The following is a 19,379-nucleotide window of genomic DNA, read 5'->3' as shown; positions in this document are numbered from 1 at the left end:
GCTTGTCTAAAGTCAGGAAAGGTCCTTAGCGCCGAAGGTAGCCGACTTACGTTCCGCAAGAGTAGGACGTTGCCAGGCAATTAAGACCCGAAAGGGTCTCTTTTTTTTGCATCAAAAAGGAGCTTAACTTCCAGTTCGAAGAACTGTAAACTGACAAAAGAAAGCGTTTGAAGCTGACGAAGTGAGCGAAAGACGAAACGAGCTTACAAGTGGTAAGTGAGTGAGGAAAGCGTGAAACTGAGAAAAGATGCGAGCGCTTGTCTAAAGTCAGGAAAGGTCCTTAGCGCCGAAGGTAGCCGACTTACGTTCTGTAAGAGAAAGGAAACGGAAATACATGGCATGAGCAAAAGCTCATGCATAAGTACCATTAGAACAATAAATTGAAAATGTTAAATTCGTATTGAACATAAAATAAAAAGTCTAGCATAAGCTAGACTTTTTTAAATTAATAGTGAATAAAGCATTTTATTCTCATTGATGTAGATATTTGAAGGGTCAAATTCATCTACATTTAACTTTAAGTTATCTAAATCTTGATGATTATTTAATTGGATACCGATGATAACAGTCCCTGTATTTTGAGAACTTTTCTTAAGATACTCAAATTTAGTAATGTCATCTTTTGGTCCAAGCACATCATTTACAAATTCTCTTAAAGCTCCAGGTCTTTGTGGGAAGTTGAGAATGAAATAATGTTTCATTTCCTCAAATAATAAAGAACGTTCTTCGATTTCTTTCATGCGGTTAATATCATTGTTACCACCACTTACAACACAAACAACTGTCTTACCTTTAATTTCTGAACGATATTGTTCTAATGCTGAAACACTCAAAGCACCAGCAGGTTCAGCTATAATTGCTTGTTTAGAATACATGTCTAAGATTGTTGAACATACAGCACCTTCATGGACTTGTACGTAGTCATCAACTACATTTTTGGCGATATCATATGTGATTTCACCGACTTTTGCTACAGATGCACCATCCACAAATTTATCAATTTCAGGTAAAGTCACAATTTGATTTTCTAGCACAACCGAAGCATACATGCTACTAGCACCAGCAGGCTCTACGCCAATGATTGAAGTTTGTGGTGAATGTTCTTTAAAGTAAGTACCTACCCCTGAAATTAATCCACCACCACCTATAGCTGCAAATAAATAATCAAATTGTACGTTATCCTCTTTAGATTGTTCTAAAATTTCTTTAGCTAGTGTACCTTGGCCAGCGATTGTATAAATATTATTAAATGGATCGATGAAATTCATTTTATGATCTTGTGTATACGTGAGCGCCTTTTTTAGACAATCATCAAATGTATCACCGGTGAGTACGACTTCAGTGTTACTTCCACCAAAAAATTTCACTTGATTTATCTTTTGAAGAGGCGTAGTCACAGGCATAAATATAACAGCATTTAAATTAAGTTTGTTAGCCGTGTATGCAACACCTTGTGCATGGTTACCTGCGCTTGCACATGTAATACCGTTTTGTCTATCACTTTCATTTAACGCTATAATTGCGTTATAAGCACCTCTTAATTTAAATGATCTAACCCATTGTAAGTCCTCTCTTTTTAAATAGACATCACAATCATATTTATGCGATAAGTAATGATCCTTTTGCAAAGGAGTTTCTTTAACAACATCTTTCAATTGTAAGAAAGCTTCATCTATATCTTTTGAAGAAACAGTTGTTTTAACAGCCATAAATTTCACACCTTTATTTAAGTTTCGTTAAAAAATTTTTGACGTTTCATAAGCTTGAATTTCATCTTCGTATTGTAGTGTTACCGCAACATCATCAAGTCCATTAACAAGTTTATTTTTCCACGTTCCATCAATGTCAAAGTGAAATGATTTATTATTTGCAGTTACAGTTTGATTAGGTAAGTCAACAGTGACTTTGCCTGCATTGGCAATATATTGACGTTCATCTGCATTTAATACGATAGGTAACATCGCATTTTTAGTACAATTCATATAAAATATATCGCTATAACTACCAGCAATTATAATATCAAACCCATAATCTTTAATTGCCCAAGCTGCATGTTCACGGCTCGAGCCACAACCAAAATTATCACCCGTTACTAAAATAGTGGCATCTTGGTATTCTGGTTTATTTGGATTGAAATCTGGATTGTCGGATCCATCCTCTAAGTAGCGCCATTCATCAAAGGCAAAAGGTCCAAAACCAGATTTAGAAATTCGTTTTAGGTGCACTTTTGGAATGATTTGGTCAGTATCTATATTATCATGGAACAGTGGCACAACTTTACCAGTATAGGTTGTGATTGGTTGAATTTCCATATTATACAACCACCTTTCTTACGTCTACAAACTTACCGTTAATGGCTGCAGCAGCTGCCATAGCAGGGGAGACTAGATGTGTTCGTGCACCTTTGCCTTGACGTCCTTCAAAGTTACGATTACTTGTTGATGCACAATGCACACCAGCAGGTACTTGATCTGGGTTCATACCAAGACACATCGAACAACCAGGTTCTCTCCATTCAAATCCAGCATTTTTAAATACTTTATCAAGCCCTAGCTTTTCTGCTTCTATCTTTACAGTTCTAGACCCTGGAACAACGATTGCTGTAATATTAGGATGCACTTGATTTCCTTTTACAATATGGCTCGCTTCTATTAGGTCAGATAGTCGGGCGTTCGTACAAGAACCTAAAAATACATAACCTAAATCAATGTCTTCTGCTTTTTGGCCTGGTTTTAACCCCATATAGTTGTAGGCACGTTCATCATTAACGTCATTGATTTCGGGGAATGGTGTATTAAAGCTAACACCCATTTCAGGGCTAGTACCCCAAGTCACTTGTGGTTCTAAATCAGATACATCTAGTTGTATGATTTTATCAAAATTTGCATCTTCATCTGTGTATAATTCACGCCATTCATCCACAGAGTACGCATAGTTTGTTGCATAGGGTCTTCCTTTAACATATTCAAATGTAGTTTCATCAGGAGCCATCATGCCATATTTTGCACCTGCTTCGATTGCCATATTACAAATAGTCATTCTAGCTTCCATTGATAGACTACTTATAGTTTCACCTGAAAACTCAAGTGCATATCCAGTACCAAAGTCAACACCATGTTGGTTAATAAGATGTAAGATAATATCTTTTGCATATACACCTGTAGGTAATTTACCAGTTACATCAATTTTTAAATTTTTAGGCTTTGTTTGCCATAATGTTTGTGTTGCAAAAACATGTTCTACTTCACTAGTTCCAATACCAAATGCAATTGCACCAAAAGCACCGTGTGTGGCAGTATGTGAGTCTCCACATACGATTGTTTTTCCAGGTTGTGTAAGTCCGGTTTCAGGACCAACCATATGCACGATGCCTTGTTCATCAGAACCCATATCAAATATATGCACATCAAATTCTTTTGCATTTTTTTGAAGTGTTGTTATTTGTTTATTAGCAATTTCATCTTTGATATTAAAAATATCAATCGTAGGGACGTTATGATCTAGTGTTGCATATGTTAAATCTGGTCTGCGCAACTTTCTATTTTGTAGTCTGAGCCCTTCAAAGGCTTGAGGAGATGTGACTTCGTGTATAAGATGTAGGTCTATATATAATAATTGTGGGTCACCTTCTTTACCAGTTAAGACATGCTTATTCCAAACTTTATCAAATAGTGTTTTACCCATATGACATCTCCTCCTTTTTAAAGATTTTGTTTAATAAATTTAAAAATATCTGTTGTTTTATATTTACCATTGAGATCTTGAGTCGTTTTTTCATCTTCGATAAGTTGGTATATGACTGATTCTAATTTTTGAGCTGCTTCAGGAGCATTAAGACTTTCTCTTAAACACATAACCACTGATAAAAGCATGCCGAATGGATTTGCAATATCTTTATTTGCAATATCCGGTGCAGAACCATGAATTGGTTCATAGAGTCTTGGTCCTTTTTCACTAAAACTCGCTGATGGCGAAAGACCGAGTGAACCAGGAATTACAGATGCCTCATCACTTAAAATATCTCCAAATAAATTTTCAGTTACAATGACGTCAAATTGAGAAGGATTTGTAATGATGTGCATTGCGCAAGCATCTACAAGTAAATGATTAACCTCAACCTCTGGATATTCTTTAGATACATCATTTATAACTTTTCTCCATAATTTACTAGAAGATAGTACATTTTCCTTATCTACTGAAGTTAATTTTTTATGACGATTTTGGGCTAAATCAAAAGCAACCCTTGCAATTCGTTCTATTTCTGTGCGTGTATAAGTTAAGGAATCTAAAGCTTTATCTTCATCCCAATGTTTTGGTTCGCCAAAGTAAATACCACCTGTTAACTCTCTCACTAAAATAAAATCTGTACCAGCTACACGTTCTTTTTTAATAGGTGATAAATTGCTGGTACCGCTTGTTACAATAGTGGGGCGAATATTAGCAAATAGACCTAATGCTTTTCGAATACCTAATAGACCTTGTTCAGGTCTATTGTTAGGGTCTGTCCATTTTGGGCCACCAACAGCACCTAATAGAATTGCATCGGCTTGTTTACAAGCATTTAGCGTCGTATCTGGTAGTGGTGTACCATGATTATCAATAGCGATACCGCCAAAATCATGTGTTTCTATTTCATAGTTAAAATTATAGATATCACTTAGTTGTGAAAGAATTTCTAGTGAACCATTTAAAATTTCTGGCCCAATCCCATCCCCGGGAAGTGCTACAATCTTATAACTCATGAGTGAATACCTTCTTTCACTTCTGAATTAGAAACGTATTTAGCATGTGCTTCAACATAAGATTTACATGACGCTAATAAGATGTCATGGTCAATACCTACACCTGTAACAATTTGATCTCCTATTTTAATTTGCACGTGAACTTCTGCTTGTGCATCAGTACCTTCAGTTACAGAGTCAATGCGATAATCTATAAGTTCAGTTTTGCGATCAAAAATTCGATCTACCGCATTGTATACAGAAACAATTGAGCCAGTACCAATACTTGAGTCTTGATACGTATTTCCATCTCTATCTTGAATAACTACGACAGCACTTTGTAGTCCATTTGAGACGAATTGTAGTTGTAGTGCTTCTACTTTATAGATTGCATTTTGTTCGTGTTCAGTACCTTGAATGAGCGCATGTATATCTCTGTCAGTAACTGCTTTTTTCTTATCAGCGATTGTTTTAAATTGCTTAAATAGTTCTTTTTGTTCTTCTGAATCTACATCATATCCCAATGCGACTAACTTTTCTGAAAAGGCATGTTTACCTGATAATTTACCAAGTGGTAGTTCAGTTGTTTTGACGCCTACTAATTGTGGTGTCATAATCTCATAAGTTTCAGGGTTTTTAAGAACACCATCTTGATGAATACCTGATTCGTGACTAAAAGCATTTTGTCCGACAATAGCTTTGTTTCTTGGGACTCGAATACCTGCATATCGTGCTATTAAATCAGATGTATTTTTAGTTTCTTCAAGATTTATTTGTGATTGATTACCATAATGATCTTGTCGAACGTATAGGCCAAGTGCAACTTCCTCTAGGGCTGTGTTACCTGCACGTTCGCCAATACCATTTAAGGTGCCTTCAATGCGTTTGGCGCCATTTTCAATTGCGGCCATACTATTTGCAACTGCCAAGCCTAAGTCATCGTGACAGTGTGCACTATAAATAACTTCGTGATTCGTATTAACGTTTTCTTGGAGTGTTTTAAAAATTTTGCCATATTCTGTAGGATAACTAAATCCAACAGTATCAGGTATATTGATTACACTTGCTCCCGCATCAACTGCAGTTTGCACACATTCGATTAAGAAGGGCAGTTCCGTTCTTGTAGCATCTTCTGGTGAAAATTGAACTACGTCAAAATACTTTGTAGCATAAGCAACATGCTCTTTGATTGATGTTAACACTTCTTCTTTAGACATCATGAGTTTTGAGTCACGATGTATAGGGCTAGTTGCTAAGAATACATGTATTCTAGGTTTTACAGCCTCTTTAGTTGATTGGTACACTGCGTCAATATCTTTTTTTACACAGCGTGCTAAGCCACAAACAGCAGTGGTTGTTAATGCTTTAGAAATAGCTTCCACAGATTTAAAGCTACCTGAACTTGAAGCAGGAAAACCAGCTTCGATGATATCAACGCCCCATTTTTCAAGTTGCTTCGCAATTTTCAAGCGTTCATCGAATGAAAAGTTTACGCTGGGCGTTTGTTCTCCGTCTCTTAGTGTTGTATCAAAAATTTGAATATGGCTAGTCATTTTAAACATCTCCTAATAAATAGATTTAGTTGAATATGATGTGTCGGCTGAAGAATCTTAACTTGTCCTTAAAATAAAAGGGGGACTTCGCTTGATTCTTCAGACATCATCATATAACTAGTTATTTTTCAATACTCTTGGATTTAATGAACGGCATCATTTCACGTAAGTCTCTACCTACCGCTTCAATTTGATGTCCGTGTTGTTCTTCACGTAGTTTATGGAATTCTTCGAAATTATTTTCATTATCTTTGATGAAACGATCACTGAAGTTTCCTTGTTGGATATCGTTAAGTACTGCTTTCATATTATCTTTAACATCTGGAGTGATTACGCGTGGTCCTGATACATAGTCACCAAATTCAGCTGTGTTTGAGATGGAATAACGCATGTTTTCCATGCCACCTTCATACATTAAATCAACAATTAATTTCATTTCATGTAATACTTCGAAGTAAGCAATTTCTGGTTGATAACCAGCTTCAACTAAAGTTTCAAAACCAGTTTGAATTAGTTTTGTTGTACCACCACAAAGTACAGCTTGTTCACCAAATAAGTCAGTTTCAGTTTCTTCTTTAAATGATGTTTCTAAAACGCCAGCACGTGTTGCGCCAATACCTTTTGCATAACTTAATGCTAAATCAGTAGCTTCTCCACTAGCATCTTGTTCAACTGCAAATAGGGCAGGTACAGCGCTTCCTTCGGTAAAGGTACGTCTAACTAAATGTCCAGGTCCTTTTGGTGCTACTAAGAATACATCTACTGTTTCAGGTGGTTGAATAACATTAAAGTGAATATTAAATCCATGTGCGAAAACAAGTGCATTATTTGGTTCTAAATTAGGTTCAATTTCTTCTTTATATACTTGTCCTTGAATTTCATCTGGTAATAATACCATGATGACATCAGCTTGTTTTGCTGCTTCATTTACAGGATATACTTCGAAACCATCATCTTTTGCTTTATCAAATGAACGCCCTGGTCTGATGCCAATAATCACGTCATAGCCGTTATCTTTTAAGTTTTGAGCATGGGCATGTCCTTGTGAACCATAGCCAATGATAGCTACTTTTTTACCTTGTAATGCATCTTTCGTTACTGATTGGTCATAATAAACTGTTGTCATAATAAAATCCTCCATGTTTTTAAATTATAGTTTGGTGACTTGTGTTTTAAACTAAACCGGCTGAACCAGTTCTTGAAACTTGTTCAATGTTATATGATGATAGATCGTCTAATAAATTATCCATTGTATACTGTGGACCTGATGCTTGTAGATAGGTATAAGGATCTTCATTTTTTAAAATAGAGACTAGCGCATCATAAGGTTTAATTACTTTTTGTAAATCTTGATGGTTGCTTGGTGTTTCTAATTTCACAAGCACCAATTCTCTGTTGTAAGTGTTAGTATCAGTGATATCTTCTACATCAATGATATTTATTTGTTTTTCTAATTGACTAATTAGGTTTCTTAGAACATCTGAATCTGGAATTTCTGCTACGAATGTTATGTTGGAAACGCCATCTTCTCTAGTAGGTGTAACTGATAACGTGACAATGTTAAATTGTCTGCGAACAAAGATGCTCGTTAATCTATTTAAAGTACCAGCTTTATCTAAAACTCTTGTTCTAAATGTGCGTCTCATAATAATCCCTCCATCTCATAATTAGCTTTACCGCTAGGAACCATTGGGTTAACTGGTTCGATAGGTGAGATACGAACATCAATTAATGCAGGACCATCATGTTTGAAAGCAGCATCTAGTTGTTCTTCTAAATGTGTTGGATCATCGATAAGGAAACCTTTAACATTGTATGCTTCACCCAATTTTAAGAAATCGGGTTGTCCATTAAAGACAGAATGAGAGAAACGTTTGTTAAAGAATTTATCTTGCCATTGCTTAACCATACCTAACGTACCATTATTGATAATTACAACTTTTATATCTAAACCGTATTCTTCTAGTATTGCTAATTCTTGATTGGTCATTTGGAAACCGCCATCGCCGACAAAGGCCACAACTGTTTTATCAGGTTGAGCTAACTTTGCACCGATTGCTGCAGGTATGCCAAATCCCATTGTTCCTAAGCCACCACTCGTAACTAATTGTCCATGATTTTTAAATGGATAGTACTGGGCAACCCACATTTGATGTTGACCAACATCAGTAGTAACTACTGCATCACCTTGTGTAATTTCTCCTATATACTCAATTGTGCGTTGTGGTTTTGAAAACGTACCATCAGGGTCTTCACTGTATGCAAAAGGTTGTTCTGCTTTATTGTTAAAGCATTTTTCTAACCAGTCATCATGGTTGATTGAATAGCTATCGAATTCTAGTAAAGCTTCTAATGTTGCCTTACAATCCGCAATGATGCCTAGATCAACCTTGATTATTTTATTAATTTCTGATGGATCAATATCGATATGAACAATTTTTGCATTAGGTGCAAATTCATCCGGTTTGCTAGCAAGTCTGTCATCAAAACGACTACCAAAGTTTATGAGTAGATCGCACTCAGTTAATGCCATATTGCTGGCATATGATCCGTGCATACCTCCCATGCCTAAAAATAGGGGATTTTCATATGGTATGGCACCTAAACCTAATAAAGTGCTAACTACAGGCAATTGATGTCGTGTAACAAATTCAGTGAAAACTTCATTTGCTTTAGCGTGATTTATACCAGCTCCTGATAAAACAACAGGTTTCTTAGAAGTTTTTAAATAATCACGTAATTTTTGAATTTCTGTTTTGTCTGGTTGATTAGGTACTGAATAGCCAGGTAGATTTAATTCGTTTGAAATTTCTGCGTTAGTAGATAAGATTCCCATATCTTTAGGAAAATCAATAACTACTGGTCCTTTTCTTCCTGTGTTAGCCACGTGAAATGCCTCGTGGATTATTTTTGGAATTTCATTTACATTTTTAATCTGATAGTTATGTTTAGTTATCGGCGTGGTCATTGAAAGCAAGTCTGCTTCTTGGAAAGCATCTTTACCTATACCAGCTGTAGCAACTTGACCTGTGATAACGACAAGCGGTAATGAATCACTATAAGCATCTGCAATACCAGTGATTGCATTTGTTGCTCCTGGTCCACTTGTAACAACAACAACACCAGTTTTTCCAGAAACACGGGCATAACCTTCAGCAGCATGTGAAGCGCCTTGTTCATGTCTTGCTAGAATATGTTTAATTTTCCCGTCATAAAATGTGTCATATAGTGGAAGTACAGCGCCACCCGGGTAACCAAATATAAAATCTACATCCTCATTTACAAGTGAATCTACTAATAATTCTGAACCAGATTTCATTTCATCAATTGTTTCTTTTTCTAATTCAACTTCGGGTTCAATTGTCTCTGCTGTTTCAAAATAATCTAAATTTTCTGATTTTTCATATTCAAGTATTTCAGTTTGTTTAGACATCATACTCACTCCTTAAATGAGATCTTCAGGTACTTGCATAATACCACCAGTGTTAGCACTCGTTACTAACGCTGTATAGCGTGCAAGATAACCTGTTTTCACTTTTGCTTTAAATGGTTTCAAGTTTTGCTTTCTAGATTCTAACACTTCTTCTGTAACTTCTACATTTAATGTTCTGTTTGTTAAATCAATTGTAATATCGTCGTTGTTTTCAATTAAAGCGATAGGGCCACCCGCTGCAGCTTCTGGTGAAATATGTCCAACAGCAATACCTCGTGTTGCCCCGGAAAATCTACCATCAGTGATTAATGCAACGTCTTTACCTAATCCTCTTCCTACAATAGATGATGTAGGGGCCAACATTTCTGGCATTCCAGGACCACCTTTAGGGCCTTCATACCTAATCACAACTACATGACCTTCACGTACTACGTGATTATCAATTGCTTCAACGGCTTCATCATGTGAATTAAAACAAATCGCTTTTCCTTTAAAGACTTTAATTGAAGGATCTACACCGCCGACTTTTATGACTGCACCTTTAGGAGCTAAGTTACCATATAGGATTGAAAGGCCACCTTGTTTATCGTAAGGATTATCAAGGTGTCTGATAACATCACTATTTAATATCTCTTTTTGTTCGTTATTTTCACGAAGTGTTTTACCTGTAGCTGTGATTCTGTCTGGATGAAGTGTACCTTCTTTTTTAAATAATTCATTAATGATTGCTGGAACGCCACCAGCTTCATGTACATCATGCATAGAGTAGGAAGAACTAGGTGCTATTTTTGACAAATAGGGCGTTTTTTTCGCAATTTCGTTAATCCTTGATAAGTCATAATCAATACCTGCTTCATTTGCAATTGCTAATGTGTGTAATACTGTATTGGTAGAACCCCCCATAGCCATATCTAAAGCAAATGCGTCATCAATTGCTTCTTTAGTTACAATGTCTCTTGGTTTAATGTCATTTTTGATATTATCGACTAGTTTAAATGCTGCTTCTCTAATCATTTCTCTACGTTGTTCACTTACTGCAAGAGCTGTACCATTATATGGGAGAGCTAAGCCTAAAACCTCCATTAAACAATTCATTGAATTTGCTGTAAACATACCAGAACATGAGCCACAAGTAGGGCAAGCATTTTGTTCCATATCCAAAAATTCATCTTTTGAAATTGAACCATCTTTAAATGCTCCGACAGCTTCAAACATTGAAGAAAGTGTTAAAGCTTTGCCTTGTGATGATAAACCTGCTTTCATAGGTCCACCTGAACAAAAAATAGCAGGAACATTGGTTCTTACAGCAGCTAATAACATGCCAGGTGTAATCTTGTCACAGTTTGGTATGTAAAACACACCATCAAACCAGTGTGCATTGATGACTGTTTCTGCTGCATCAGCGATAACCTCTCTAGATGGCAGTGAATATCTCATTCCAATATGTCCCATTGCAATACCATCATCTACACCGATTGTGTCAAATTCAAAGGGGATGGCACCTGCTTCGCGAATTGCTTCTTTAGCAATATCAGCTAATTCTCTTAGGTGAACGTGCCCTGGAACAATGTCGATATATGAATTACATATAGCTACGAAAGGCTTATTCATATCTGTTGGTTTTTCTAAAGCACCTGTTGCATGCAAAAGGCTTCTTGCTGGAGCTTGATGATCTCCTTTTTTGATCATATCGCTTCTCATATTAATTCCCCCATAAATTTGAAAATAAAAAAGCGTCCCAATAAATAATTGGGACGCTTTCAAGTCCCATTCAACTAGAAATAGGACTTAAACATTTAGTAGATTCTTTACTAAAGTTCCAGTCCTAATAGCATAATAAAATGACTAAAATATTTGAAGTTGTTGGTTGGTATTGCATTGTATATTTGGTCATCTCATTATGCTCCTTTCCGTTAGAATGGTTTATCTTTTAATGTGTTAAATTGAATTGTCTAAAAATTCGATAAATTAAATTTACTATACTGAACTTCTACTGTCAATGATTTTTTTAAATTTTCTATCAATTCAAATAATTCCAAAATGTTGGAACTTGTTTTAGTTTGAAGTAAAATAAGAAAAAATTTGTTAAACTATAATAGTTAATTTAATGATAATAAAGTTTTTAAAGAAGCAGATAATCATTAAGCGCTGATGTAATTATTAAATATATTAGTCATTTTTATCCATCAACAATATTTTGAAAGTAAATAGAAATACTTGTGCGAAGCTCAAGTATAAGCGACCCTAACTAAATTAATTTGGAACTGTTGCTAAAAAAGGAGAGGCATATGATTAAAATAAATGATTTAGAAAGTATGGCACATTTTGCAGAAGTGTTAGCGAAACATTTATCTATAGGGGACATTATTTTATTAAATGGTGATTTAGGCGCTGGTAAAACTACATTAACGCAATTTATTGGTAAAGCCATAGGTGTAAAACGAAATATAAATTCACCGACGTTTAATATCATTAAATCTTATCAAGGTAATGCATTTAAATTACATCATATGGATTGCTATAGATTAGAAGATAGTGAAGAAGACTTGGGATTTGATGAATATTTTGAAGATGAAGCTGTTACATTGATTGAGTGGAGTGAATTTATTGAATCATTTTTACCAAATAATCACCTAACTATAAATATTAAAACTATAAATGAAACGAAAAGACAAATAGAGATAAAAGCAGTCGGTGAACATTACCAAAAGTTAAAGGAGGTTGTTGAACATGATATATCTGTTGATTGATACATCGAATCAACCGTTGTCTGTTGCAGTAATGCAAAATAATGTAGTATTAGGTGAAATCAATACTAACGTGAAGCAAAATCATTCTACTCAGTTAATGCCAGCCATTCAACAGTTGATAAATGAGAGTGAAATAGCAAAAGAAGAAATAAATGCTATTATTGTTGCACAAGGACCTGGTTCATATACTGGTCTTAGAATTGGCGTAACCGTTGCTAAAACTTTAGCTTATGCATTGAATGCTGAACTATACGGTGTATCTTCACTAAAAGCGCTTGCTGCAACTGTTCAAGATGACGAACGACTATTGGTTCCAATATTTGATGCACGTAGAGAAGCGGTTTACACTGGCGTTTATCAATATAATGAAAATCAATTGGTTCAAATAGAAGAAGATCAATATTTACCAATACAAGAACTTCTCAACTTATTACATAGATTGGGGAAACCCTATGTATTTGTGGGCATAGATACTGAAAAAGTAAAAGATTTATTAGATAGTGATTGCATACCCAACTTACCAAAAGCAAAATATATGAAACATTTAATTGAAACTACTGACGATATACATCAATTTAAACCAAACTATATTAAATTATCAGAGGCTGAAAGAAATTGGTTAAACCAACAGAAAAAGAGTTAAATATACGTTTGATGACTTTGAGCGATGTACCTCAAGTATTTGATATTGAAAGAAATAGTTTTAACGACAGTAGTTGGACGATTGATGCTTTTTATCATGAAATAGAACAAAATGAGTTTGCACATTATTTTATTATTGAATATAATCGTATGATTATTGGGTATATTGGTATTTGGATAGTGATAGATCAAGCTCAGGTTACAACAGTTGCCATAGATGAAACATATAGAGGTTATGGTTTAGGACAGTTATTATTAAAATATGCGATGAATTATGTACAAACCAAATGTGAAATAATGAGCTTAGAAGTTCGTGTAGACAATGAGGTTGCACAACATGTGTATACAAATTTAGGCTTTCAATTTGGTGGTAAACGTAAAAATTATTATGGTGAAGGTGAGGATGCGATAGTGATGTGGGTGAATTTAAATGAGTGAGCAAACATTGATTTTAGCAGTTGAATCAAGCTGTGATGAAACGAGTGTTAGTATTATTAAACAGGGCACAGAGGTTTTAAGTAATATTGTATTAAGTCAGATTGAAAGTCATAAACGCTTTGGAGGTGTGGTACCTGAGGTCGCTAGCAGGCACCACGTGGAAGGCATTACAACGACAATTGACCAAGCATTAAATGAAGCAAAAGTAACAATGGAAGATATAGATGCAGTTGCTGTAACACAAGGCCCTGGGCTCATAGGTGCATTACTAGTAGGAATCAATGCAGCTAAAGCGTTAGCTTTTGCTTATGATAAACCATTGATACCTGTACACCATATTGCAGGGCATATTTATGCGAATCATTTAGAACAACCATTACAATTTCCTTTAATAGCTTTAATCGTTTCAGGAGGCCATACAGAACTTGTATACATGAAAGATCATTTGAATTTTGAAGTTATAGGAGAAACTAGAGATGATGCTGTTGGTGAAGCCTATGATAAAGTTGCAAGAACGATTGGCTTAGGTTATCCAGGTGGTCCGCAAGTTGATCAATTAGCAGCAAATGGTCAAGATTGTTATAACTTTCCAAGAGTTTGGTTAGAGGCAAATAGTTACGACTTTAGTTTTAGCGGGTTGAAAAGTGCAGTGATAAATAAATTGCATAATTTACGACAAAAAGGGTCTGAAATAAAACCTGAAGATGTTGCAACGAGTTTTCAAAATAGTGTTGTAGAAGTATTAGTTGGAAAAGCAGTGTCAGCTTGTGAGGCTTATGATGTGAAACAGTTAATTGTAGCTGGTGGTGTCGCGAGTAATAAAGGTTTAAGGGCAGCGCTTAATAAAGCATGTAAGGATTATGATATCAATTTGCGTATACCAAGCCCAAACCTTTGTACAGATAATGCTGCAATGATTGGTGCTGCAGCACATTATTTATATCAAGCAGGGTTAGTTGGAGATATGTCACTAAATGGATTTAACGATATGGATATTGAACAATTTTCATTAAATAATTAAAATTGGTATTGTAAATATTTAAATATGTAATAACAAATCATAGTGTAGTTTTAACTGAGTATCACAATGTACTTATTAAATGCGCACAAAGTATGTTAATTACTAATACTGGAAATGTTGGAGTAGGAATTTTAAATCAAACAGTGATTTGATTTATGTTTCTACTTTTTTTGAAATTTACTACTATGACTTTCAGAAAAATATAAAGGATTGATTTTATCAATTTAATCAAGCTCAAATGTTTAAATATTAAAAAATGGGTATATATTTTAATATATAGTCATACTATATAGAATAATGTAAATAAGCATTACATTATTAGGAGGCGTCTTATAAATGAAATCAGTTCAGTATTTTAATTTTGAAAATAGTTTAGCAGCATTAGACTTTTATGAAAAAAATTTAGGTGCCACAGATATTCAACGTATTGGTGGTGACCATGAAATGTTTACAGATATGCCAGAAGAATTCCAAGTAGATAAAAACTTTACAATGAATGCTTCATTTAAAGTCTTAGGTGAAACATTTTATTGCAGTGACACATGGAAAAATAAAAAAATCGATAATAGTGGTGCGATTGTAACATTTACATTCGATCATAGTAATGAAGCGGATAAACAACAAGCTATTGATTTTTTTAATAATGCTATAGCAGCTGGATGTGAAGAGGCAATGCCGTTAGGTAAAACGGAGTGGTCAGAATTATATGGTATGTTTAATGATCCTTTTGGTGTTACTTGGATGATTAATGCTGAATAAAATATTTAAACTAAATAAAGGAACAATGAAGTAAATGCAAACTTCATTGTTCTTTTTTTTGCATTCATAAACGCATTTATGATTATGTTATTAGGTTTAAGATTTCAAAGACTTAAGTGGAAGATGCTTTAGCTCGCGTATAAACTTGATTAGGGAATTTTAAGATTCTTAATAATTCAATAGCATTTCTTGTATCTGCTTTTCCAGCTTTAATTTTATAATCAAAAGCGATCTCATTTTCATAAATAATCTCATTAAAATGAAAGTTTTTGAAATTATCTTCTAATAACGTGGCTAATTCAATATCATGAGTCGCAGCTATGATTTCGTAATTTTGGCTATTACCTAAATAATTTAACACGGATTCAGAAGCAGCGATACGTTCAGTTGTATTGGTTCCTTTAAATATTTCGTCTATAAAGCAATAAATTTTATCCTCTGTTTTTAAATCAAATAATCGCTTAATAGATTTGATTTCTGTCATAAAATAACTATCACCAGACAAGATATCATCTTGGTTCACCATAGAAGTGAAAATTAAACCAGGTTTATACTTGAAGTAATTTGCAGTAACTGTATTTATCGTTTGAGCTAATAAAAGATTTAAGGCGATTGCTTTCATAAAAGTTGATTTGCCTGACGCGTTTGACCCAGTTAATAATATATGGCTATTGATTTCTAAATCATTAGAAATAGCATTGACAAGTAATGGATGCGTAAGTGCTTCAAATTCTACTGAATCATCATTACTTGCTTGAGGCAATGCATATTGTGATAGCGTTTCTCTCCACAATGCTATTGCATAATGATTGTCTATGCTACCTATATATTCATAACAAGCCATAACTTCAGATTCATATTTTTTAAAGCTATGTTGTATTAAATGGAAGATATGATAGTCCAACATAAATATTGCTTTAAATAAAAATGCAAATATCATAGAATCTTCTGCTGTATTTACTCTTCCTAGAAGACCGCTTAGCCTACGAGCAGCCTTAAAATGATTAAAGTCAACATCTATGGTAGGCGCACCATCTATTTTATGAATTGCATAAGCTTTTTTAATAACATTTGACGTATAAAATAAAGAGTTCAAATCTTGATCAAACGTTTTTCTAAGTATGCCACTCAAAATCATATTGAATATAGCAGCAAGTATAGTTAAAAGTATACCGATTTCAGGTTTTAAAAATGTAAATAGCAAAAAGGCTAACGGAAAATACGTAGTCAACATAAAAAAATGATTACGTTTCACTGTAGTCAATTGATCAGGGAACGTTGGATAAATCGCTTTACTTATTTTAGCAAGGTGGGTTGATATTTTAAGACGAAAAATATCATCATTTTTAAATTTTTGAATTAAAGCTTGATTATGAATCGTAAACATCTTTCTTAAGGTTGCATACAAGCGCATTTCGCCAATTGCAGAAAAATTAAAATTCATGTTGTCGAAAAGGGCATTTAAATTCAAATCAGCGTAAGTTTTATCATCTATAAGATTTGTTTCATCAAATTGGTGTTTATATGTATCAAATTGATAACTATACCTATGATTAGGTCGAACAAAAGATTCCAAAGGTTTTCTTAGTGACCATAAAGGTTTGATATCATGTTTTAATTTTTTATTGGCAATGATTGTCGTGATAATAAATAACAGTGTTGTTCCAATTATTAATGCGATTAGGAACCAAAAAATAGGATACATAAGTTTCACCTCATACTAAATTAATATGTTTTATTATGTCATGAAATAAATGGATTCACAAATAGCTGGATATGTTAAGTGGTGATATATGTCAATAGAGAACGTGCGTACTTATCAACAATTAGTGTATAACTTGTTGATAAGTCGTGGGCAAATGTGTGGATATGCATTGTTTTCTGAATATTCAACGGTTGAAAAGTTACATTTTACTTGTGGATAAATAGGATAACTCTGTGGATAGCTTTGATGATAGGGTTAAAGCTGTGAATAGTTAATGTGTAAAATAATAATAAAAAGTACGAAAAATGAAAAAATCATTTTTCGTACTTATAGTTAAAATTAGTTTTAAATTAACTTTTCTTGTAATTCTGCCCATTTTGACATGACTTGTTCTAATGCTTGTTCGCTATTTTCTTTCTCTTTGGCTAAACGATTTGCTTCCTCTGGATCACTATATATATCTGGTAAAGTAAGCAATTCATTGATTTCACTAATTTTAGTTTCAAAGTTATCTATCTCGGTTTCACATTCATCAATTTGGCGTTCAATTTGACGTTGTTCGCGTTTTTGAAGTTTTTGATCAATATAATTATCGTTTTGGGTCACTATCGGTTTTGTCTGATGTGAAGCTTCATATTCTTTTTTAGCTTGAATCGCTTCGTTTTCTTCTTTCTTCTCTATAAAATATTGATAATTACCTAAATACATTGTGCCACCATGAGTGTCTAGATCATAAACTTTGTTTGCAAGTTGATTAATAAAATAACGGTCGTGAGAAACAAATAAAATCGTTCCTTCGAAGTAATCCAATGCTTGTTCTAACATTTCTTTTGAATCTATATCAAGATGATTTGTAGGTTCATCTAAAATAAGTACATTGTTACGTTCAAGCATTAACAAAGCTAATTGTAATCTAGCTTTTTCGCCACCAGAAAGGTCATTAATGATTTTTTTAACATCTTCTTGTACAAATAAAAATCTACCTAATACTGCACGTATATCTTTTTCATTCATTGATGGGTATTGGTCCCAAAGGTAGTCTAGTATTGTTTTACTAGATTTAAATTCAGCTTGTTTTTGATCATAGTAACCGATTTTTAAATTCGCACCAGTAGTAATTTCGCCGTTTAATTTTGGTTGAATACCTGCAACTGTCTTGATTAAAGTAGATTTACCGATACCGTTAGGCCCGATAATAGCGATATGGTCTCCTTTAGTTACTTCAATGTTGATACCTTTGGTAACTGCCTGTTCATAACCAATATCTAAATCTTTGATATGAAAAACATCATTACCTGTATTTCGATCAAAATCAAATTGGATATTAGCACTTTTGGCATCAACCATTGGTTTATTGATTCTTTCCATTTTTTCAAGCATTTTCCTACGGCTTTTAGCCATGCCAGTAGTTGAAGCCCGCGCTATATTTTTATCAACAAATGTTTCTAAGCGTTTAATTTCATCTTGTTGACGTTCATATTCTTGCATGCGTTTTTCATAATACTTATCTCTTTTTTCAATAAATTGTTTATAATTACCTATATAATGTTGTACATCTCCAAGTGCTACATCATAGATTTGATTTACTATTTTATCTAAAAAATATCTGTCGTGGCTAATGATAACAATAGCCCCTTTAAAATAGTTTAAATAACTTTCTAACCATTGCGTTGTTTCCATATCCAAATGGTTAGTTGGTTCATCTAGCAATAATAAATCAGGCTCACTTAGTAACATTTGGGCTAATGAAAGCCTTGTTTTTTGACCGCCACTAAAGTCATTAATAGGGCGACTGAAATCTGATTCAGTGAAATTTAGACCGTGGAGTACGGTTTTTATCTTACTTTCATATTGATATCCATCTTGTTGTTCGAATTTATTGGATAAGTATTCATAACGATCAATATGATTTTTATATTCGTCTGTATCATATTCTTTTGCATGCTGTGCTAACCAATCTGTTTCTTTTTTCATTTCAGATTCAAGTTTTTTCATATTTTCAAAAGGTTTGGACATTTCTTCAATCACAGTTTGGTTTGTGTTGAGAGTCATTTGTTGTGTTAAATAACCAAGTTTTAAATTTTTACTTTTTGAAATATGACCACTATCATAACCTTCGACGCCAGCGATAATTTTCATTAATGTAGATTTACCAGCTCCGTTACGTCCAACGATACCGATACGTTCGCCAGTTTTAACTTCAAAATTTACATTGTTAAAAATATCTTCTCCGTCGAATGATTTTGTAATGTCGTTTAATTGTAATAATATCATCCGATTTTGCACCTCTCTATTCATTATCATTCTACCGTATTCTGCGTGTTGTTAAAACTACCAGTGTTTATTTTTATAATGTA

16 protein-coding genes are annotated in these 19,379 nt (G+C 33.9%); 5 read left to right on the top strand and 11 right to left on the bottom strand.

Annotated elements, in window-relative coordinates:
* Positions 1–440: 440 nt before the first annotated feature.
* From ilvA to ilvD, 9 genes are all read right to left on the bottom strand, one after another.
* On the bottom strand, positions 441–1,709 hold the full coding sequence (gene ilvA, locus KA824_RS02230; RefSeq protein ID WP_107383571.1) for a threonine ammonia-lyase IlvA: 1,269 nt from the start codon (positions 1,707–1,709) through the stop codon (positions 441–443).
* Between the two features lie 27 nt (positions 1,710–1,736).
* Positions 1,737–2,312, bottom strand: coding sequence for a 3-isopropylmalate dehydratase small subunit (gene leuD / locus KA824_RS02225; RefSeq protein ID WP_181187628.1), 576 nt, complete (start codon positions 2,310–2,312; stop codon positions 1,737–1,739).
* Between the two features lies 1 nt (position 2,313).
* Complete coding sequence (leuC, locus tag KA824_RS02220) at positions 2,314–3,684, bottom strand: 3-isopropylmalate dehydratase large subunit (protein ID WP_107383572.1); 1,371 nt, start codon at positions 3,682–3,684, stop codon at positions 2,314–2,316.
* A gap of 17 nt (positions 3,685–3,701) precedes the next feature.
* On the bottom strand, positions 3,702–4,742 hold the full coding sequence (gene leuB / locus KA824_RS02215) for a 3-isopropylmalate dehydrogenase (protein WP_107383573.1): 1,041 nt from the start codon (positions 4,740–4,742) through the stop codon (positions 3,702–3,704).
* Positions 4,739–6,274: a 2-isopropylmalate synthase gene (locus tag KA824_RS02210; RefSeq protein WP_107383574.1), complete on the bottom strand. Its 1,536-nt coding sequence runs from the start codon at positions 6,272–6,274 to the stop codon at positions 4,739–4,741. The genes leuB and KA824_RS02210 overlap by 4 nt, the downstream gene beginning before the upstream one ends.
* Before the next feature lie 121 nt (positions 6,275–6,395).
* Entirely contained in the window at positions 6,396–7,400 is a 1,005-nt protein-coding gene (ilvC, locus tag KA824_RS02205) for a ketol-acid reductoisomerase (protein WP_019469538.1), read from the bottom strand.
* 46 nt (positions 7,401–7,446) lie between these two features.
* Complete coding sequence (gene ilvN, locus KA824_RS02200; protein ID WP_107383575.1) at positions 7,447–7,920, bottom strand: acetolactate synthase small subunit; 474 nt, start codon at positions 7,918–7,920, stop codon at positions 7,447–7,449.
* Positions 7,917–9,707: a biosynthetic-type acetolactate synthase large subunit gene (gene ilvB, locus KA824_RS02195; RefSeq protein ID WP_107383576.1), complete on the bottom strand. Its 1,791-nt coding sequence runs from the start codon at positions 9,705–9,707 to the stop codon at positions 7,917–7,919. The genes ilvN and ilvB overlap by 4 nt, the downstream gene beginning before the upstream one ends.
* A gap of 12 nt (positions 9,708–9,719) precedes the next feature.
* Complete coding sequence (gene ilvD / locus KA824_RS02190) at positions 9,720–11,408, bottom strand: dihydroxy-acid dehydratase (RefSeq protein WP_107383577.1); 1,689 nt, start codon at positions 11,406–11,408, stop codon at positions 9,720–9,722.
* A gap of 587 nt (positions 11,409–11,995) precedes the next feature.
* Here ilvD and tsaE point away from each other — a divergent pair.
* The 5 genes from tsaE to KA824_RS02165 all read left to right on the top strand — a co-directional run bounded on the left by tsaE (position 11,996) and on the right by KA824_RS02165 (position 15,317).
* The gene (gene tsaE, locus KA824_RS02185; protein ID WP_107383578.1) at positions 11,996–12,457 is read left to right on the top strand and encodes a tRNA (adenosine(37)-N6)-threonylcarbamoyltransferase complex ATPase subunit type 1 TsaE; all 462 of its coding nucleotides are present in this window, start codon (positions 11,996–11,998) and stop codon (positions 12,455–12,457) included.
* On the top strand, positions 12,438–13,100 hold the full coding sequence (tsaB, locus tag KA824_RS02180; RefSeq protein ID WP_107386127.1) for a tRNA (adenosine(37)-N6)-threonylcarbamoyltransferase complex dimerization subunit type 1 TsaB: 663 nt from the start codon (positions 12,438–12,440) through the stop codon (positions 13,098–13,100). Before tsaE ends, tsaB begins: the two co-directional genes overlap by 20 nt.
* Positions 13,101–13,111: 11 nt before the next feature.
* On the top strand, positions 13,112–13,537 hold the full coding sequence (gene rimI / locus KA824_RS02175) for a ribosomal protein S18-alanine N-acetyltransferase (protein WP_394859185.1): 426 nt from the start codon (positions 13,112–13,114) through the stop codon (positions 13,535–13,537).
* Complete coding sequence (tsaD, locus tag KA824_RS02170; RefSeq protein WP_107383581.1) at positions 13,530–14,558, top strand: tRNA (adenosine(37)-N6)-threonylcarbamoyltransferase complex transferase subunit TsaD; 1,029 nt, start codon at positions 13,530–13,532, stop codon at positions 14,556–14,558. The genes rimI and tsaD overlap by 8 nt, the downstream gene beginning before the upstream one ends.
* 336 nt (positions 14,559–14,894) lie before the next feature.
* Entirely contained in the window at positions 14,895–15,317 is a 423-nt protein-coding gene (locus KA824_RS02165; protein WP_107383582.1) for a VOC family protein, read from the top strand.
* Between the two features lie 112 nt (positions 15,318–15,429).
* Here KA824_RS02165 and KA824_RS02160 read toward each other — a convergent pair whose 3' ends face one another.
* Both KA824_RS02160 and KA824_RS02155 read right to left on the bottom strand, forming a co-directional pair.
* A complete protein-coding gene (locus KA824_RS02160; protein WP_181187629.1) occupies positions 15,430–17,022 on the bottom strand; it encodes a MutS-related protein in 1,593 nt (530 codons plus the stop codon).
* A 345-nt stretch (positions 17,023–17,367) separates the two neighbouring features.
* Complete coding sequence (locus tag KA824_RS02155; RefSeq protein WP_107383584.1) at positions 17,368–19,296, bottom strand: ABC-F family ATP-binding cassette domain-containing protein; 1,929 nt, start codon at positions 19,294–19,296, stop codon at positions 17,368–17,370.
* Positions 19,297–19,379 lie beyond the last annotated feature (83 nt).

This window comes from Staphylococcus sp. GDY8P198P, from assembly GCF_017891615.1.
Classification (GTDB): domain Bacteria; phylum Bacillota; class Bacilli; order Staphylococcales; family Staphylococcaceae; genus Staphylococcus; species Staphylococcus cohnii.
The sequence above is the reverse complement of the archived record's forward strand: the minus strand, read 5'-3'. Positions and strand labels throughout refer to the sequence as shown.

What these genes read in the sequence shown, in the direction of transcription:
- ilvA (WP_107383571.1), bottom strand. Translation starts at nt 1,709, where the DNA reads ATGGCTGTTAAAACAACTGTTTCTTCAAAAGATATAGATGAAGCTTTC.
- leuD (WP_181187628.1), bottom strand. Translation starts at nt 2,312, where the DNA reads ATGGAAATTCAACCAATCACAACCTATACTGGTAAAGTTGTGCCACTG.
- leuC (WP_107383572.1), bottom strand. Translation starts at nt 3,684, where the DNA reads ATGGGTAAAACACTATTTGATAAAGTTTGGAATAAGCATGTCTTAACT.
- leuB (WP_107383573.1), bottom strand. Translation starts at nt 4,742, where the DNA reads ATGAGTTATAAGATTGTAGCACTTCCCGGGGATGGGATTGGGCCAGAA.
- KA824_RS02210 (WP_107383574.1), bottom strand. Translation starts at nt 6,274, where the DNA reads ATGACTAGCCATATTCAAATTTTTGATACAACACTAAGAGACGGAGAA.
- ilvC (WP_019469538.1), bottom strand. Translation starts at nt 7,400, where the DNA reads ATGACAACAGTTTATTATGACCAATCAGTAACGAAAGATGCATTACAA.
- ilvN (WP_107383575.1), bottom strand. Translation starts at nt 7,920, where the DNA reads ATGAGACGCACATTTAGAACAAGAGTTTTAGATAAAGCTGGTACTTTA.
- ilvB (WP_107383576.1), bottom strand. Translation starts at nt 9,707, where the DNA reads ATGTCTAAACAAACTGAAATACTTGAATATGAAAAATCAGAAAATTTA.
- ilvD (WP_107383577.1), bottom strand. Translation starts at nt 11,408, where the DNA reads ATGAGAAGCGATATGATCAAAAAAGGAGATCATCAAGCTCCAGCAAGA.
- tsaE (WP_107383578.1), top strand. Translation starts at nt 11,996, where the DNA reads ATGATTAAAATAAATGATTTAGAAAGTATGGCACATTTTGCAGAAGTG.
- tsaB (WP_107386127.1), top strand. Translation starts at nt 12,438, where the DNA reads ATGATATATCTGTTGATTGATACATCGAATCAACCGTTGTCTGTTGCA.
- rimI (WP_394859185.1), top strand. Translation starts at nt 13,112, where the DNA reads ATGACTTTGAGCGATGTACCTCAAGTATTTGATATTGAAAGAAATAGT.
- tsaD (WP_107383581.1), top strand. Translation starts at nt 13,530, where the DNA reads ATGAGTGAGCAAACATTGATTTTAGCAGTTGAATCAAGCTGTGATGAA.
- KA824_RS02165 (WP_107383582.1), top strand. Translation starts at nt 14,895, where the DNA reads ATGAAATCAGTTCAGTATTTTAATTTTGAAAATAGTTTAGCAGCATTA.
- KA824_RS02160 (WP_181187629.1), bottom strand. Translation starts at nt 17,022, where the DNA reads ATGTATCCTATTTTTTGGTTCCTAATCGCATTAATAATTGGAACAACA.
- KA824_RS02155 (WP_107383584.1), bottom strand. Translation starts at nt 19,296, where the DNA reads ATGATATTATTACAATTAAACGACATTACAAAATCATTCGACGGAGAA.